Annotated in this window: 16 protein-coding genes; 6 read left to right on the forward strand and 10 right to left on the reverse strand. The window is 68.4% G+C overall.

Going from position 1 to position 16,138, the window contains the following annotated elements:
• The first annotated feature begins 108 nt into the window (after window positions 1–108).
• The 6 genes from ppdK to F0357_RS25255 all read left to right on the forward strand — a co-directional run bounded on the left by ppdK (window position 109) and on the right by F0357_RS25255 (window position 6,820).
• Window positions 109–2,778 carry a pyruvate, phosphate dikinase gene (gene ppdK / locus F0357_RS15405; protein WP_153483839.1) on the forward strand — a complete coding sequence of 890 codons (2,670 nt, stop codon included), beginning with the start codon at window positions 109–111 and terminating at the stop codon, window positions 2,776–2,778.
• A gap of 111 nt (window positions 2,779–2,889) precedes the next feature.
• Complete coding sequence (dcd, locus tag F0357_RS15410; protein WP_153483841.1) at window positions 2,890–3,441, forward strand: dCTP deaminase; 552 nt, start codon at window positions 2,890–2,892, stop codon at window positions 3,439–3,441.
• A gap of 263 nt (window positions 3,442–3,704) precedes the next feature.
• Window positions 3,705–4,805 (forward strand): NAD(P)-binding protein, encoded by a 1,101-nt coding sequence (locus tag F0357_RS15415; protein WP_208948364.1) that lies wholly within the window; start codon window positions 3,705–3,707, stop codon window positions 4,803–4,805.
• A gap of 2 nt (window positions 4,806–4,807) precedes the next feature.
• Window positions 4,808–5,395, forward strand: coding sequence for an FAD-dependent oxidoreductase (locus F0357_RS15420; protein WP_153483845.1), 588 nt, complete (start codon window positions 4,808–4,810; stop codon window positions 5,393–5,395).
• 157 nt (window positions 5,396–5,552) lie between these two features.
• On the forward strand, window positions 5,553–5,990 hold the full coding sequence (locus F0357_RS24625) for a hypothetical protein (protein WP_246161481.1): 438 nt from the start codon (window positions 5,553–5,555) through the stop codon (window positions 5,988–5,990).
• Between the two features lie 56 nt (window positions 5,991–6,046).
• Window positions 6,047–6,820 (forward strand): cell wall hydrolase, encoded by a 774-nt coding sequence (locus tag F0357_RS25255; protein WP_312861612.1) that lies wholly within the window; start codon window positions 6,047–6,049, stop codon window positions 6,818–6,820.
• Window positions 6,821–6,857: 37 nt separating this feature from the next.
• Here F0357_RS25255 and F0357_RS15430 read toward each other — a convergent pair whose 3' ends face one another.
• The 10 genes from F0357_RS15430 to exbB form a co-directional block, all read right to left on the reverse strand.
• The gene (locus F0357_RS15430; protein ID WP_153483847.1) at window positions 6,858–7,364 is read right to left on the reverse strand and encodes a tyrosine phosphatase family protein; all 507 of its coding nucleotides are present in this window, start codon (window positions 7,362–7,364) and stop codon (window positions 6,858–6,860) included.
• Between the two features lie 10 nt (window positions 7,365–7,374).
• Complete coding sequence (locus F0357_RS15435; protein WP_153483850.1) at window positions 7,375–7,851, reverse strand: hypothetical protein; 477 nt, start codon at window positions 7,849–7,851, stop codon at window positions 7,375–7,377.
• A 99-nt stretch (window positions 7,852–7,950) separates the two neighbouring features.
• On the reverse strand, window positions 7,951–8,568 hold the full coding sequence (locus tag F0357_RS15440; protein WP_153483852.1) for a YfbR-like 5'-deoxynucleotidase: 618 nt from the start codon (window positions 8,566–8,568) through the stop codon (window positions 7,951–7,953).
• 4 nt (window positions 8,569–8,572) lie between these two features.
• Entirely contained in the window at window positions 8,573–9,472 is a 900-nt protein-coding gene (gene ygfZ / locus F0357_RS15445; protein WP_153483855.1) for a CAF17-like 4Fe-4S cluster assembly/insertion protein YgfZ, read from the reverse strand.
• Window positions 9,473–9,684: 212 nt separating this feature from the next.
• Window positions 9,685–10,422: a cell wall hydrolase gene (locus tag F0357_RS15450; RefSeq protein ID WP_208948365.1), complete on the reverse strand. Its 738-nt coding sequence runs from the start codon at window positions 10,420–10,422 to the stop codon at window positions 9,685–9,687.
• Window positions 10,423–10,611: 189 nt separating this feature from the next.
• Window positions 10,612–11,781: an MFS transporter gene (locus F0357_RS15455; RefSeq protein WP_153483859.1), complete on the reverse strand. Its 1,170-nt coding sequence runs from the start codon at window positions 11,779–11,781 to the stop codon at window positions 10,612–10,614.
• 198 nt (window positions 11,782–11,979) lie between these two features.
• A complete protein-coding gene (ade, locus tag F0357_RS15460) occupies window positions 11,980–13,701 on the reverse strand; it encodes an adenine deaminase (RefSeq protein WP_312861613.1) in 1,722 nt (573 codons plus the stop codon).
• Window positions 13,702–13,777: 76 nt separating this feature from the next.
• The gene (locus tag F0357_RS15465; RefSeq protein ID WP_153483861.1) at window positions 13,778–14,824 is read right to left on the reverse strand and encodes an energy transducer TonB family protein; all 1,047 of its coding nucleotides are present in this window, start codon (window positions 14,822–14,824) and stop codon (window positions 13,778–13,780) included.
• A 19-nt stretch (window positions 14,825–14,843) separates the two neighbouring features.
• The gene (gene exbD / locus F0357_RS15470; protein WP_153483863.1) at window positions 14,844–15,269 is read right to left on the reverse strand and encodes a TonB system transport protein ExbD; all 426 of its coding nucleotides are present in this window, start codon (window positions 15,267–15,269) and stop codon (window positions 14,844–14,846) included.
• Between the two features lie 5 nt (window positions 15,270–15,274).
• Window positions 15,275–16,099 carry a tonB-system energizer ExbB gene (gene exbB, locus F0357_RS15475; protein ID WP_246161483.1) on the reverse strand — a complete coding sequence of 275 codons (825 nt, stop codon included), beginning with the start codon at window positions 16,097–16,099 and terminating at the stop codon, window positions 15,275–15,277.
• Window positions 16,100–16,138 lie beyond the last annotated feature (39 nt).

A 16,138-nucleotide genomic window follows, 5' to 3' on the forward strand; every position in this document is an offset into this window, starting at 1 on the left:
AAGCAGCGGAGCCATTTCTTTCGCGTTGCGAAAAAAAGTTCTGAGCTTGCCTTCCGCGTCGCGGCGTAGCATTCGGCGCAGGCGACCGGCGCGTCAAGGGAGACCGAAATGTCCAAGTGGGTCTACACCTTCGGGGATGGTAAGGCGGAAGGGAATTCCAGCCTGCGCAATCTCCTGGGCGGAAAAGGGGCGAACCTCGCGGAAATGGCCAATCTGGGCCTGCCCGTGCCGCCCGGCTTCACCGTGACCACCGAGGTCTGCACCTATTATTACGCCAACGGCCACGCTTACCCGCCGGAGCTCGCGGGCCAGGTCGATGCCGCGCTCGATCACGTCTCCGCGTTGACGGGCCGTCGCTTCGGCGACAAGGCCGAGCCGCTGCTCGTGTCGGTGCGCTCGGGCGCCCGCGTCTCGATGCCGGGCATGATGGACACCGTCCTCAATCTCGGCCTCAACGACGAGACGGTGGAAGCGCTCGCGAAATCGTCGGGCGATGCCCGCTTCGCCTACGATTCCTATCGCCGCTTCATCCAGATGTACGGCGACGTCGTGCTCGGCGTTGAGCACCATCATTTCGAGGAGATCCTCGAGACCCATAAGGACGACCACGGCTTCGTTCTCGACACCGATCTCTCGGCCGAGGACTGGAAGGCGTTGATCGTGCGCTACAAGGCGCTCGTCGAGGAACATCTCGGCAAGCCCTTCCCGCAGGACCCGCGCGAACAGCTCTGGGGCGCGGTCGGCGCCGTGTTCGGCTCCTGGCAGAACGCCCGCGCCATCACCTACCGCCGCCTGCACACGATTCCGGAAGGCTGGGGCACCGCCGTCAGCGTCCAGGCCATGGTGTTCGGCAACATGGGTGAGACCTCGGCGACCGGCGTCGCCTTCACCCGCAACCCGTCGACCGGCGAGAATGCGCTGTACGGCGAGTTCCTGGTCAACGCCCAGGGCGAGGACGTGGTGGCGGGCATCCGCACCCCGCAGAACATCACCGAGGCCGCCCGCATCGCCGCCGGCTCCGACAAGCCCTCGCTCGAGCGCGTGATGCCGGAGGCCTTCGCCGAGTTCCGCCGCATCTGCGACGCGCTCGAGAAGCACTACCGCGACATGCAGGACCTCGAGTTCACCATCGAGCGCGGCAAGCTCTGGATGCTGCAGACCCGCTCGGGCAAGCGCACCGCCAAGGCGGCGCTGCGCACGGCGGTCGAGATGGCGGCCGAGGGCCTCATCACCCGCGAGGAGGCGATCGGCCGCATCGATCCCGCCGCGCTCGATCAGCTCCTGCATCCGACCATCGACCCGAAAGCCGAGGGCAAGCTCATCGCGACGGGCCTGCCGGCGTCTCCCGGCGCGGCGTCCGGCGAGATCGTGTTCACCTCCGAAGAGGCCGAGCGGCTGAAGGGCATGGGCCGCAAGGTCATCCTCGTCCGCATCGAGACGAGCCCGGAGGACATCCACGGCATGCACGCCGCCGAGGGCATCGTGACGACGCGTGGCGGCATGACCAGCCACGCCGCGGTGGTGGCACGCGGCATGGGCAAACCCTGCGTTTCGGGCGCCGGCACGATCCGCGTCGATTATGCCCGCCAGACGCTCTCCGCCGGGGGCGAAATCTTCAAGGCGGGCGACATCGTCACCCTCGACGGCGCGAGCGGCCAAGTCTTCGCCGGCTCCCTGCCGATGCTGAAGCCGGACCTGTCCGGCGACTTTGCGACCCTGATCGCCTGGGCCGACGACGTCCGCCGCATGAAGGTGCGGGCGAACGCCGAGACGCCGCTCGACGCCCGCACCGCTCGCGAGTTCGGGGCCGAGGGCATCGGCCTCTGCCGTACCGAGCACATGTTCTTCGACGAGGGCCGCATCGTCGCGGTGCGCGAGATGATCCTCGCCGACACCGAGGCGGGCCGCCGCGCGGCACTCGCCAAGCTGCTGCCGATGCAGCGCTCCGATTTCGTGGCGCTGTTCGAGATCATGGCCGGCCTGCCGGTGACGATCCGCCTGCTCGATCCGCCGCTGCACGAGTTCGTGCCGAAGACGGACGAGGAGATCGCCGAGGTCGCCCGGGCGATGAACGTCGATCCGGCGAAGCTCAAGGAGCGCGCCGACGCGCTGCACGAGTTCAATCCGATGCTCGGCCATCGCGGCTGCCGCCTCGCCGTCTCCTATCCGGAGATCGCCGAGATGCAGGCGCGTGCCATCTTCGAGGCGGCGATCGAGGCCGCCGACAAGACCGGCAAGCCGGTCGAGCCGGAGGTGATGGTGCCGCTCGTCGGCCTCAAGGCCGAACTCGACCTCGTCAAGGCGCGCATCGATGCGATGGCCGAGCTCGTCAAGCGCGAGACCGGCCGGGCGCTGGTCTACAAGGTCGGCACCATGGTGGAACTGCCGCGCGCCGCCCTGCGCGCGGGCGAGATCGCCCAATCGGCCGAGTTCTTCTCGTTCGGCACCAACGACCTCACCCAGACGACCTTCGGCATCTCGCGCGACGACGCGGCCTCCTTCCTGGGCGCCTATCAGGCCCGCGGTATCCTGGAGCAGGACCCGTTCGTCACGCTCGACCAGGACGGCGTCGGCGAACTCGTCAAGATCGCGGCCGAGCGCGGCCGGGCGACCCGGCCCGACATCAAGCTCGGCATCTGCGGCGAGCACGGCGGCGACCCCGCCTCGATCGGCTTCTGCGAGGGCGTCGGACTCGATTATGTGTCCTGCTCGCCGTTCCGCGTGCCGATCGCCCGCCTCGCCGCCGCCCAGGCCGCGATCGCCGCCCGGAAGGGCTGATATCCAATCGAGGGACGGGGCCGACTTCGTCCGGTCGCCGTCCCTCCCGCCTCACACTCGACGGGATGGCGTCGCCTCTCCCGGCGTCGCGGACCTCCCGGGGGAGTTTCAATGATCCTGACCGACCGCGAGCTTCGCCATTCCCTGGAGACCGGTGGCGTCGTGATCGAGCCGCGGCCGGCCGAAGCAGCGTTCGGGCCAACCTCCATCGATCTCCGTCTCCACAGCCGGCTGCGCGTTTTCCGAACGCCGGAGACGGGCGAGGCGACCCCGATCGATCCCGCCGCCGATGGCTACGTGTTCGCGGAGGCGATCGACAAGATCACGTCTCCGATTGAGATCACCGAGCAGGGTTTCCTGCTCGCCCCGCAGCAACTCGTGCTCGCCTGGACGCTCGAGACGGTGCTGCTCGACCCCAACTCCCGCCTCGTCGGCCGGCTCGAGGGTAAGAGTGCGCTGGCGAGGATCGGTCTCGCCGTCCACGTCACCGCGCCGACGATCCATGCGGGCTCGAGCGGGCAGATCCAGCTCGAGATCGTCAATCACGGCCCGCGGCCGATCGTGCTGCGGCGCGCGATGCGCATCTGCCAGTTCATCGTCGAGCAGACCCTGGGCGTTCCCGACCAGGTCTATCGCGGCCAGTTCAAGGGCCAGCTCGGGTAGGGGGCGCTGCGACGACGCGAAAGCCGGACCGGCCGCAACGCGCCGACTCTTTCGATTGAATAATTTCGAAGATGCATCCTATAATAGAATAACGTGGTATCGGCTCGCTCGCGTCCCGAGCATTGGAAGAGCGGTACATCTACCGATCCACGTTGGTGCAGACGTCGGACTTGCTTGCAGCTCACGGTCCGCCCCCTTCGGCACCGGCGCCCTGCCATGCCCCTTGGCGAGGCGGTGCCGGCATGCGCTTACAGGGGGAACATATGCCTCGATCCATTTACCGCCTTTTGCACCGCCGCTACGGAACGACGAGCGGTGTCCTCAACCGTATAAGCGCCGCCCGACCCGGACTTGCTGCTGGCGAGCGGGCCAGTCGCGTTGCAGCAGGCAAATTCGCGTCGGACGTCGATGAGATCGAAGCAATCTTCGGCACCTTGGCCGAGAAGAAACCCTTCAGTGGCAAGACATTAGCAGTCATTGGCGGCGGATTTGCCGGCCTCTCGGCTGCTTATGCGGCGGCGGTCGGTGGCGCCTATGTGACGCTGTATGAGGCGACCCCGAATGTCGGTGGCCGGGTGCAATCGGATTATGGAGCATTAGCGCCGGCACGTATTGTCGAGCGCGGCGCGGAGCTGATCGGCTTGATCCATCCCGTGTGGCTCTTTTATGCGCGGTTGTTCGGCCTCGGAATGGTCAGCATCGATACGGGGACGTATCTGGACGCCGTCGACATCGTGCCCGAGATATTTCTCAATGGTGAGAAAATTGAATCAGCTAATCTTTCCTCGCTATACGAGGATTACACGCACTTCCAGAGTGTAATTTGGGAGTCAGCGAAAGATATTGATCCGTTACGACCCTGGGATAGCGGGCGCGATTTGGACGGAATTTCGTTCAAGGATTGGATTGTTAAGGCGTTGGACGGATATATACAAAAGTATCCGCGCTCCCTCGCCATGTTCCTGGCGGAGATGGAGAACGACAACGTTATGCCGACAGACCAGCAGAGCGCCTTGGGCTTCCTCGCCCAGATCGCGGCGGGCGGTGCAACGGCCACGGGAGAAGCGCGTTTCTTTGCCGATGTAGAGCTGTTTCGCTGCGACCAAGGCAATCAGGCGCTTGCAGAGAGCCTTCTGAACGCGATCGAAGCCAAGAAGATGGAAATCATGCGGTCTATGCCGATTGGCAAGATCGTAATTCCGACGGCGGCGGAAGCAAAGGTCGATCTTTATGGATTTGTTCGTTACGAGTTTGGAAATAGCTATTGGGGAACGCCTAACCCGCATAATTATGTTGTTTTTGCCGCGCCAACAAGCTTGAGCGTAAATAACAACGTTACCCTATTTGAGGGGGGACTCAGATAAAAATGCCCGTTTTGCAGAGCGGCCATGCAGTCAAGGCGCATATGTCATCGGAAGATCGCTTCTGGCTTCGCGAGCGCTTATCGCCAGACGGCAATCTCTTCTACGAAAAGGACACGGCGAAGACCGGCGTGGGCCAAATGTGGGAGGCGAGCGGCAATCAAGCTGCATCACTGCCGGGCCAGGGAGCGCCTGTCGTCCTTTCGGTCTTCACAGGCTCAAATGGAGCCGATAGGGCGATCACTGCGCCAGATAAGGAGGCTTATTACAAGCCTATGCTGGATTCTGTGATGCCGGTATGGAAGAAGAACAATATAAAGTTTGTATACTCGCAAGTAAACACCGCGAGATCCGGCAAAAATATAGAGAAGGCTCTGCTTGCGGGCTACTCGTCTCCGGGAATTGGGGAGGTCTCCGGCAAAATGAAGGACCTGAATGACGTTGTCGCGGGGCGCTTTGCTTATGCGGGTGAGCACACGTCGCCAGGCTTTTTTGGTTACATGGAGGGAGCGCTGCAGTCCGGCTTGAATGCGGTCCTGAGGCTGGCGAAGATGCCGATCGTCGGGCAAAGGCCCCTTTCCCACGACGTGTAGATATCGGCGGTTCGATGTCCCGGCGGCGCCGCGTTGCGCCGTTGGGCGATCACATCTGTCTGCGTTAACCCGGCGGCAAGGTTAACGGCGACATTCTCGCCGGCGCGGCGGTGCGGCAACAGGCCCCACCGCCCCTCCGATTCGCCGGGAGTCGCGTATGGAACGGGTGGTCGCACCCCACATCTTCGTCGAGTTGACGGGTGGTGTGCAGCATTGGTCGAAGCTCCACGTTCCGCGGCCGCGCTCCCGGGCGCAGCGTCTCGTCGGCCACGCCATGACGGGCGGCGCCAAGATGGTCCGCCGGGCGGTGACGGCCGCCGGCCTCTTCCTGGTGCTCACGAATCCGGTCGCCTTCCAGGATATCCGCGATCTCGTGGCGGCGCGCGAGGATACCGCCCCGCGCTGGACCGCCCGCCTGGTCTCGACGCCGGGCGAAAGCGACAAGCTGCCGACCTTCGCCTTCCGTACCGACGACGGCCCCAAGGTGACGCTTGCCGGCGGCGGCGCCCCCTTCAGGTCACCGGACTCGTCGCCTCCGACAAAGTCGCCGACGCGGGCTTTCCCATCGACCGCTCGCGCAAGGGCGAGCGGCTGATCACCCAGCTCGCCCGCACCGGGGACGGCGAGATCGCCGCCGGAACCCTCTACCGGGTGTCGAGCCTCTACGGCGCGCTCGGCGACGACAGCGCCCCGCGCGCCGCCTTCATTCGCACCCGACCGGTGCCGCAGGACGACCCGAAAGCCTATCTCGCGCTGCGCACCGACGAGCGCGACGACCTCCAGATCTCCGGCATCGACCGCAAGAAGCGCATCGCGGCCCGCGCGGTCGCCGCCGCGAGCGCCTCCATCGCCTCGGCCTATGCGAGCGATTCGGGCTTCGACGTGGAGGCACCGTTCCGCTCTCTGCTCGGCGAGACCGGGCTCGAGCCGCCGGACGAAGAGGTGGTGACGCCGGAAGAACTGGCCGTCGACCCTCACGCTTGGATCAACAATCCGCTGCCGGTGAGCGCGGTGCGGGCGAGCGAGCAGCGCTGCCTCGCCGAGGCGGTCTATTTCGAGGCGGCGACCGAGCCCTTCGACGGGCAGGTCGGCGTCGCCCAGGTCGTTCTGAATCGGGTTCGCAATCCGGTCTTCCCGAAGACGATCTGCGGCGTGGTCTATCAGAACAAAGAGATGCGCAACCGCTGCCAGTTCTCCTTCGCCTGCGACCTCAACCCGGACCGGGTCGTCGACAACGCGGCGTGGCGGCAGGCCCAGTTCATCGCCCGCGAGGTCACCGCGGGTCGGCTGAAGGTGCCGGAGCTCGTCACCGTGACGCACTATCACGCGGATTATGTCCATCCGCACTGGGCGGACCTGATGAAGCGGCAGAAGCAGATCGGCCGCCACATCTTCTACCAGACCTACGGCGGCGGCTGGAGCTGAGCCCGGCCGCCCGATCCGTGAGCCTTCCGGCGTCCGCTCAGGCGATGTCGAGGCGGAACGGCGTGCCCTCGAAGGCCGTGCGGCCGCGGCCGATGGCGTCGATCGCCCGCACCATGCGGCCGTTGCGTCCGAGCTGTTCGTCCGCGTAGCGCACGAGGAGCGCGTTCGGCGTCGCCGACGGCGAAGCGGCGCGCAGCCGGTTGGCGATCTCCGCCTCGTCCCGCTCGGGCGTGAGCGCGCAGGCGGTGATGAAGGCTGCCGCGGTGGACCGGCTGATCCCGGCAAAGCAATGGATGACGATCGGGCTCGTCCGCTCCCAGCGCCCGACGAAGCCGAGCAGCGCCTCGACATGCTCCGGGGCGGGGGGCGTCATGCCCTCCATCGGCTCGATGATGTCGTTGAAGCCGAGGAAGAGGTGATCGGCGGCGGCGACGCTCTGCGGCCGCTCGACCGGCGTATCGGCGTTGATGAGCGTCACGATGTGACGGGCGCCGGTCGTCTTCACGGTTGAGTGCAGGCGGGCGAGCGAGCAGACATGGATCATCGGAAAAGTCCTAAAGCTTGTCGGCGGAGACGCAGTCCTCGGTGACGAGGTCGTCCTTCGACTGGCAGAATTTCACCTTGGCGAGGGCATATCCCTTCTTCTGCAAGCAGACGTCGACATATTTCTGGCGGAGCTTGACATTGTAATCGACGGGAACCGCCATCGGCGGGATGCTCATGCCCATCGATTGCGAGCAGGTCATGAAGAAGCCCGCGCCGGTGCAGAAGACCGGGCCCGGGTCGTAGATGCCGGGGACGATCTCCGTGCCCATCACCGGCGGAACCTCGCGGGCGGCGGCCAGCGTGCATTCGTTGATGTCGAGGCGCCGCTGCGCCCGGGTCGTGTTGGGCTTCGTCCAGGCATAGGTGTCGCCGCCGGGCATGAAGCCGTCGGTGATGCAGCCCGAGAGCGCGATCAGCGAGGCCGCGAGGATCAGCGTCCGGCCGCGCCCCTTGCTGCGCGAGGCGTCTCGCCGTGTCCCCGCCACATATCGGTCTCGCGTCGATCTCGTCACGGATGGGCCTCGTTGCGGGGGCATGGGGGTCGAAGCCCAGAGAGGAAGCAATGACGGGATTTTGATGGCGGCTCAGAGCGCGGCGTCGATTTCGGCGAAGCGGGCGAGGAAGCGCCGCTCCACCTCGGCCGCCGGCCAGGGGGTGACGAGATCGACCAGGGCCGGCTGCGACGGGTCGAGATTGCGCGGCGTGCCGAACAGGCTGCGCGCCTCCGCTTCGGTGAAGCCGGCGAGCCGTGTCGCCTCGAGATAGGCGGAGACGAGATCGGCCCGCTTGATGAGCTTGTGGACCTCCGCGCTCGGCTCGGCCGGCAGGCCGAAGCGCAGATGAACCGCCGCGGCGAGGCGCCGCTCGATCGATTTGTAACCGTCGCCGAGCACCGCCTTGAACGGCGAGATCATGTCGCCGATCACATATTCCGGGGCGTCGTGAAGCAGCGCCAGCATCTGGCAGACGGGGGAGAGGTCCGGCTTCGCGAGCCGGGTAAGATGCTCGACGAGAAGCGCGTGCTGGCCGACCGAGTAGGCGTGCGGCCCCGTCGTCTGGCCGTTCCAGCGGGCGACGCGGGCGAGGCCGTGGGCGATGTCGGCGATCTCGATGTCGAGCGGCGAGGGGGTGATGAGGTCCAGCCGGCGGCCGGAGAGCATGCGCTGCCAGGCTCGGGGCGGCGCGCCGGTGCGGTCGGCCATGGGATCAGTCCGCCGCCGAGGCCGCGCCCGTCTCGGGCCAGCCAAAGGTTGCCCACGCCGGCAATTTCAGGGCGACCGGCACGTCGCCGGCCATGACCGGCGTGCCGCCGTCCGCCGCCTCCTTGGCGCGGTCGAGGCGGACGAGGGCGAGGCCCGCCGCGCCGGCCGCGGAGCCGAGCACGCCGAGCGGTCGGTCTCCGGCGGTGAGCGGCGTGCCGGGGGCGGGCAGGGCGCCGCCGGCGCTCTCGACCTGCACGATCCGCCGCCGCGCCGTCGCCCGGTGCTGCATGCGCGAGACGACCTCCTGGCCGACATAGCAGCCCTTGCGGAAGTCGACGCCTGCGAGCGCATCCATGTCGGCATCGTGGGGGAAGGTCTCGCCATAGCCGAAATCGCGGCCGCCCTCCGGCACGCCGAGGGCGATGCGGTGGGCATGCCAGGCGCTTTCGACGGCGCGGCTCAAGAGGGGCAGCGCATAGACCGTGGCGAGTGCGGCCCGCGGCACGATCGCGCGGTGGCCGAGCGCGGCCAGCCGAGGGTCCTGGAAAACCACGCCGGGCAGGATCGGCGGGGGATCGCCGGCCCAGAAGGCGAGCACGGTTTCGTCGGCGCTGGTGTCGCGGATCTCGATTTTCGCCCGCAATTTGTAGAAGCCGAGCCGGCGGACGAGATCGGCCGCGAGCGGCGCCGCGACGTCGAGCACCACCCCGTCGCTCGTCGGCGCGATGAGGAAATCGAACAGGATCTTGCCCTGCGGCGTCAGCAGAGCCGCGTAGCCGGCGCGGCTGTCGGACAGTGCGAGCACGTCGGAGGTGACGAGCGCCTGAAGGAACGGGCGCGTGTCGGGTCCCGAGATCCGCACCACGGCGCGGTCGGTGAGCTCGGTGACGAAGGCTCCACCCATCTTTGGCTCCGATCTCTGGCGCTGTGGCCCCGCACATCGCCGGTGCCGAAGCACGCCCGCGCCATGCACGAGTGCCGAGGCGCGATCGAGGAGGATCGCGTCGGGACTGGTCGAGTTGGGGAGATAAGGGAGGTCGGCGGCGCGGGCAAGGCGTGGAGGGCGCGCCCGGTCGCGCCGCCGGTGGATCGTCGGCGACGGGCCGCGCGCTGCTCTCAGTTCAGCGGAACGCCGCCGCCCTCGGTCATGGCCAGGATGTCGTTGATCGAGCGCGGCTTCGCTTGCGCCTGCACCGGCGCGATCCGGGTCGGGGCGGGGGCTTCGCCCGCGGCCTGGGCCAGATCGTAGGGGGAGGCCGGCGGCAGCGGCACGGCGCCTGCGGTCTCGACGGGCGGATCGGGCGGCAGGCCCGCCGGGCTCTCCGGCAGCGTCGCCGGCGGCAGCGCCCATTGTTGCTCGGTCTGCGGCTTCGTCGAGGGCGGCAGGGCGTAGCGCGGCTGGAGCGTCGCCGCGCGCGAGCCGCCATAGGACGTGCTCGAGGCGAGCATGATGTTCGGCGAGGCGCGATACGGCGCCCCGCGCGGCGGCCGCTTGTAGAACGCGTTACCGCCGGCGATCGCCACATATTGCAGGTTCGGCCGCGGATAGCTCGCATTGGCCGTGTGGAAGAAATAGACGTCCTTCAGCGCCGGATGGCGGCGGCCGGACATCACCGCCGAGGCCACGCGCTCGGCGCGCACCTTGGCGGTGCCGGTCATCGGCGCGCTCAGCGCGTGGGGCGCGAACTGCCCCTGCTGGGCGACGACGCCGCAAATGGAGCGGGGATACTTTCCGGATTGGACGCGGTTCATCACCACGGTGCCGACCGCGAGCATGCCCTCTTCGCTGGAGCGGTTGGATTCGAAATAGAGCACCCGCGCCATGCACTCGTGCTCGTCGCTGGTTCGGAACATGCCGCAGCCGCCCAGGCTCGCTCCGACGAGCCCGAGGGACAAGACGCGCAGCCAGATCCGCCGACGGTTCAACTCCATCAGGGCACAATGCCCACCTGAAGTTAAGAGAACCTGAGTCTTTCGCGGCGGCTTCGCGGCAACGAAGCATCGCCGCGAGCCGGCGGAAACGTCGCGCGGGGGCGGGCCGTCTTACGCTGCGAATTGCGGTTTCGGGTTGCGGCGCTCGAGCGCCACCGAGGCGAGGGCGATGACGAGGGCGACGACGGTGAGGGCGGTCGCGAGCCACGGCAACTGGCCGTATTCGAGGCCGGCTTCGAGGGCCATGCCGCCGATCCACGCGCCGAGGGCGTTGCCGAGATTGAAGCCGCTCTGCATCAGCGTCGCCGACACGCCCGGCGCCTCCGGGGCGAACTCGATCGCCCGCGTCTGCAGGCCCGGGCTCGTGGCGAAGCTCACCGCGCCGATGAGGAGCATCGAGGCGACCGCCGGGATCGTCGCGTGGCTCGTGAAGGCGAAGCTCGCATAGATCACGACGAGGAGGCCGAGAAGGCCGAGGATCGCCGGCATCTGCCGCCAATCGGCGAGCCGGCCGCCGGCGAGCATGCCGACGAAGTTGCCCACGCCGAAGAGGAGGAGCGCGACCGAGATGACCTGCTGGGAGAGGTTCGCGGTGCTGGTGAGAAGCGGCGCGATGTAGGTCAGCACCGCGAACAAAGCGGCCGACCCGGCGACGCTGATCGCGACCGTGAGCAGGATCTGCGGCCGGCCGAGAATGCGGAAATCGGCGAGCGAGCCGTCTCCCTCCGCCGGCTTCTCGGTCTTCGGCACGAAGGCGACCAAGGCGGCGGCGCTGATGAGGCCGATCGGCACGATCGCCCAGAAGGTCGAGCGCCAGCCGGCCCAGTGGCCGAGCATGGCGCCGAGCGGCACGCCCGTCACGTTGGCGAAGGTGAGGCCGGAGAACATCAGCGCGATCGCCATCGAGCGGCGCTCGCGCGGCACCACCGAGGCCGCCACCACGACGCCGATGCCGAAGAACGAGCCGTGGGAGAGCGCGGCGAGAATGCGGCCGGCAAGCAGCATCCAATAATCGCCAGCGAGCGCGCAGGCGACGTTGCCGGCGGTGAACACGCCCATGAGAAGGATCAGCGCCGTCTTGCGCGGCAGCCGCCCGGCCGCGACCGCGACGAACGGCCCACCGAGGGTCACGGTCAGCGCATAGGCCGTAACGAGAAGGCCCGCCCGCGGGATCGACACCGAAAGGTCCCGCGCCACGTCGGGCAGGATGCCCATGATGATGAACTCGCTCGTGCCAATGCCGAACGAGGCGATGGCGAGCGCAAGCAGAGCAATGGGCATCGGAGCAGCCAAAACAACAAGATGCCGCGCCGCGGGAGGACGGCACGAATCGAGGCACGACGGGAGGAATGTCCGTTTTGACTATAGCAGCGCCATCAAGGCGGGAAGGTGACGGCGTGTCGCTGCCGACGCGCCATCACCCACGTGTGAAGCGGGCCTTCGGGATTGAAGCGAAAGCCCGTCGTCGCCCGCGCAGGCTCAGCTCTGCAGAATGGTGAAGCGGTCGACGTCGACGAGGCCGAAATCACCGATCTTGAGGTGGGGGATCACGAGGAGCGGCAGGAACGCGACCTGGAGGAAGGGCTCGGCCAGGGTGCAGCCCAGCGCCTTCGCCGCGGCGCGCAGCGGCAGCAATTCCTCCGTCACCGTCTCGAACGAGGAGAGGCTCATGAGGCCGGCCACCGGCAAGGCGATCTCGGCGGTGACGCGGCCGTCCTCGACGACGACGAAGCCGCCACGGATCTCGCCGAGCCGGTTCACGGCGCGCGCCATATCCGCTTCGTCGGCACCGATCACCGTGATGTTGTGGCTGTCGTGGCCGACCGAGGAGGCGATGGCGCCGCGCTTGAGGCCGAAGCCCTTCACGAAGCCCCGGCCGATATTGCCGTTCACCCCGTGCCGTTCGACGACCGCGACCTTCACGACGTCCTGGTCGAGGTCGATGCGCCGCTCGCCGTCGGCGTAGGGCAGGGTCAGGGTCAGGTGGTCGGTGATGATCTTGCCGGGGATGATGCCGATCACCGGCCCCTCGGCGCGGCTCGCCGGGGTGCGGAAATCCGTGGCGCTGACCGTCGGCGCGCGCATCGAATCGAGCCCCACCGGGGCCACACTCGGCCGTGCGGCGAAGAGGTCCGGCCCGACCAGCCGGCCGGCCGCGACGACGTCCGACACGGCACAGCCGTCGAGGTCATCGAGGAGGACGATGTCGGCCCGCCGCCCGGGCGCGACGAGGCCGCGGTCGGTCAGGCCGAAGGCGGTCGCCGCGCTCGTCGAGGCGGCGCGGTAGGCGGCGAGTGCCGGCACGCCTGAGGCGATCGCCGTGCGGATCATGAAATCGAGATGGCCTTCGTGGGCGATCTCGAGCGGATTGCGGTCGTCGGTGCAGAAGGCCAGGAAGGGCGAGGTCGCGACATTGAGGATCGGGGCGAGCGCCTTGAGATCCTTGCAGACTGAGCCCTCGCGGATGAGCACGTGCATGCCCTTGCGGATCTTCTCGAGCGCCTCTTCGGCGCCGGTCGATTCGTGGTCATTGGCGATGCCGGCGGCGATGTAGCCGTTGAGGTCGAGGCCGCGGACGAGGGGCGCATGGCCGTCACGGGTGCGGTCGGAGAAGGCGGCGAGCTTCTCCATCATGTCCGGGTCCTTGGCGAGGACGCCGGGAAAGTTCATCACCTCGGCGAGATCGAGCACCTTGGGGTGATCGGCGAGGCCGAGGAGATCGGCGGCCGACAGCCGCGCGCCTGCCGTCTCCATGTGGGTCGCGGGCACGCAGGAGGGCAGGTTGACGCGCAGGTCCATCGCGGTCGCGAGCGCGCACGCGAGAAAATAATGCAGCCCCTCGAGGCCGAGCACGTTGGCGATCTCGTGGGGATCGCACAGCGCCGTGGTGACGCCGTGGGGGAGCACGCAGCGGTCGAATTCGAGCGGGGTGACGAGCGAGGATTCGACGTGGAGATGGGTGTCGATGAAGCCCGGCACCGCGATCCGGCCGCGACCCTCGATGACCCGGCGGCCCTCGTAGCGGCCGTAGGTGCCGACGATGGTGTCGCCGGTAATCGCGATATCGGTCTCGAACATCAGGCCGGTGACGAGGTCGAACAGCCGGACATCCCGGATCACGAGGTCCGCGGGAACCAGGCCGCGCCCCTGATCGATGCGCCGTTCGATCTCCGCCCGTTCCGTTGTCCGCCGTCCGCCCACGCTCTGCCCTCCGCGATCGATGATCCCGCCATCATCCCACGCCGCCCGCCCGAACGCGAGGCCGCGGGCTGGATCGTCAGCGGCGGAAGTTGATGGGAACGCTGATGGTGATGCGGGAAACGCCCATTTCCGGCGGGATGTCAGGCATCCGGGCGCTGCGGACGGCCTGAAGTGCTGCGGCGTCGAAGGCGCCGGACCCGGTCGAGCGCACGATCGCCGCGGCTACGACCGCGCCGCCCTGGGCGAGGGTGAAGCGCACCGTCGCGAGCCCGCCGCCACTCGCGCCCACCGGCCATTGCTTGCGCCGCTCGATGGCGGCGCGCACCCGCGATCCGAAATCGCGGGCCGCCGCGGCGGACGCGGCGCGGGTCCCGGTCTCCGCCTCGCCGACGGAGGCGCGGCTCGTCGCGGAGGCGCTGCCCTCGACATTACGGGTCGAGGCCCGGCCGACCTTGGTTTCCCGCAGCGCTCGGCGGGTCGTCCGCGTCGCCGTCTTCGTCGGCTCGGGCTCGACCGGCTTGGCCTCCACCGTCTCCGGCGGGACGGGCTTCTCGACCGGCGCGGGCACGGCGGCGACCTCCGCCACCGCCGCCGCCTCGGCGGCGGGATCGACGGCCTCCGTCTCGGCGACCGCGGTTTCGGTCGGCACGGCTTCGGCCGTCGCATCGGGAGGCGTCTCCGGCGCGTCGGTCGCGAGGGGGACGGCGGCCACGGCGTCCGGCGTCACGGCTTCCGCTTCAACCGGCTTCGCCTCTGCCGTTTCGGTCGGGGTCGCGGTCAGCGTTTCGGTCGGGCCGATGCTCTCGATCGATTGGGCGGCTTCGCTCGCCGCGGCTTCCTCGAGAGCAATGGGAGAGAGGTCCATTTCGATCGCGGGGAGGGCGTCGCCGGCGGTGGGCGGCGCCGACCGTTCGGCGGTCGCCCACCAATAGAGCGCGCCATGGATGGCGAGCACGGCCGCGGCGGCGAGACACCACCCCGTGCGCAGAGGATGACGGCGCACGGCGGCGAGGGTCGCGAAATCGAGCGGGGCGAAATCGGCGGACGGAGCGGGTTCGGGGCCGTGCGCGGTGGCCTGCCCGCGGTGTCCGGACGGATGGATCAGGGCGGTGGCTGAGGACATCGCGCGATTCACCCTGCTCTCATGGCCCCGGCGGTACGGCTTCGATGCCGACGAGGGCGATCTTCAGGTAGCCGGCCGCACGCAGGCCGTTCATCGCCGCCATCAGATCGCCGTAGGGCAGCGCCTTGTCGCCGCGCAGGAAGATGCGGGTGGACTTGTCCCCGCCCGTCAGGCCGTCGAGCGCCGCCGGCAGTGTCTCCGGGGAGATCGTGTCGTTGCCGAGCACGACCGAGCGATCCGCCTTCACCGAGACGAACACCGGCTTGTCCGGCCGTGGTTGCGGCGGGGCGGTGGAGGAGGGCAGGTCCACCGGCACGTCGACCGTCGAAAGCGGCGCCGTCACCATGAAGATGATGAGGAGGACGAGCATCACGTCGATGAAAGGCGTGACGTTGATGTCGTGGTTCTCGGCGAGATCGTCGCCGTCATCGAGCCGCGCCGCCATCGCCCTCACTCCGCCGCCGGTGTGAGCCGCAGGCCGCGCTCGGTCGCCGCCCGATGATGCGCGCGGTCGAGATCGCGGCTGAGGAGCCGGCCGATCGCTGCGCCGGCGTCCGCCAGCATCGCCTTGTAGCCGCCGATGCCGCGGGCGAAGTGGTTGTAGACGACGACGGCCGGGATCGCCGCGACGAGGCCGATCGCGGTCGCGAACAGCGCCTCCGCGATGCCCGGTGCGACGACGGAGAGGTTCGTCGTCTGGGTCCGGCTGATGCTGATGAAGGCGTTCATGATGCCCCACACCGTGCCGAACAGGCCGATGAAGGGGGCCGTGGAGCCGATCGAGGCGAGGACGCCGGTTCCGACATTGATGCGCCGCGCCTCGGCGGCTTCGAGCCGGGCGAGGGCGCTGTCGACGCGCTCCTTGATGCCCGACGCCGGCAGGCTCGCCGACAGCCGCCGCTCGGTGAGCGCGGCCTCGGCGAGCAGGCCGACCGGGCCGCGATGGGCCAGGGCCGCGGCGCCCTCCTCGAGCGAAGGGGCGGTGGCGAGCAGGCGCAGCGCGCGGCGGACGCGGGCCTTGGCGCGGGCGAGTTCGACGGATTTGAAGAGCAGGATCGTCCAGGTCAGCAGCGAGGCGAGGATCAGGATTCCCATCACGCCCTTGACGACGATATCGGCGGTCATGAACAGCCCGATCGGGGACAGATCGTGCGGCACCGAGAGCATCGGCAGGCTGCCGGCGTGCGACAGCGCGTCCGGCGGAGCGCCGAGCGGAGCCGCCGGCGGCGCGGCGAACGAGGCGCCGGCAGCGGGGGCCGGGGTGGTCGGTTCCATATCCATCTCCGTCCGAGGCGAGGCCTCGTTCCGAGCAAC

It is taken from the genome of Segnochrobactrum spirostomi, assembly GCF_009600605.1.
In the GTDB taxonomy this organism is placed as follows: Bacteria; Pseudomonadota; Alphaproteobacteria; order Rhizobiales; family Segnochrobactraceae; genus Segnochrobactrum; species Segnochrobactrum spirostomi.

What these genes read in the sequence shown, in the direction of transcription:
- F0357_RS15465 (WP_153483861.1), bottom strand. Translation starts at nt 14,824, where the DNA reads ATGTCCTCAGCCACCGCCCTGATCCATCCGTCCGGACACCGCGGGCAG.
- ppdK (WP_153483839.1), top strand. Translation starts at nt 109, where the DNA reads ATGTCCAAGTGGGTCTACACCTTCGGGGATGGTAAGGCGGAAGGGAAT.
- exbD (WP_153483863.1), bottom strand. Translation starts at nt 15,269, where the DNA reads ATGGCGGCGCGGCTCGATGACGGCGACGATCTCGCCGAGAACCACGAC.
- F0357_RS15415 (WP_208948364.1), top strand. Translation starts at nt 3,705, where the DNA reads ATGCCTCGATCCATTTACCGCCTTTTGCACCGCCGCTACGGAACGACG.
- F0357_RS15440 (WP_153483852.1), bottom strand. Translation starts at nt 8,568, where the DNA reads ATGGCCGACCGCACCGGCGCGCCGCCCCGAGCCTGGCAGCGCATGCTC.
- F0357_RS15455 (WP_153483859.1), bottom strand. Translation starts at nt 11,781, where the DNA reads ATGCCCATTGCTCTGCTTGCGCTCGCCATCGCCTCGTTCGGCATTGGC.
- ygfZ (WP_153483855.1), bottom strand. Translation starts at nt 9,472, where the DNA reads ATGGGTGGAGCCTTCGTCACCGAGCTCACCGACCGCGCCGTGGTGCGG.
- F0357_RS15420 (WP_153483845.1), top strand. Translation starts at nt 4,808, where the DNA reads ATGCCCGTTTTGCAGAGCGGCCATGCAGTCAAGGCGCATATGTCATCG.
- F0357_RS15430 (WP_153483847.1), bottom strand. Translation starts at nt 7,364, where the DNA reads ATGATCCATGTCTGCTCGCTCGCCCGCCTGCACTCAACCGTGAAGACG.
- F0357_RS15450 (WP_208948365.1), bottom strand. Translation starts at nt 10,422, where the DNA reads ATGTTCCGAACCAGCGACGAGCACGAGTGCATGGCGCGGGTGCTCTAT.
- dcd (WP_153483841.1), top strand. Translation starts at nt 2,890, where the DNA reads ATGATCCTGACCGACCGCGAGCTTCGCCATTCCCTGGAGACCGGTGGC.
- F0357_RS24625 (WP_246161481.1), top strand. Translation starts at nt 5,553, where the DNA reads ATGGAACGGGTGGTCGCACCCCACATCTTCGTCGAGTTGACGGGTGGT.
- exbB (WP_246161483.1), bottom strand. Translation starts at nt 16,099, where the DNA reads ATGGAACCGACCACCCCGGCCCCCGCTGCCGGCGCCTCGTTCGCCGCG.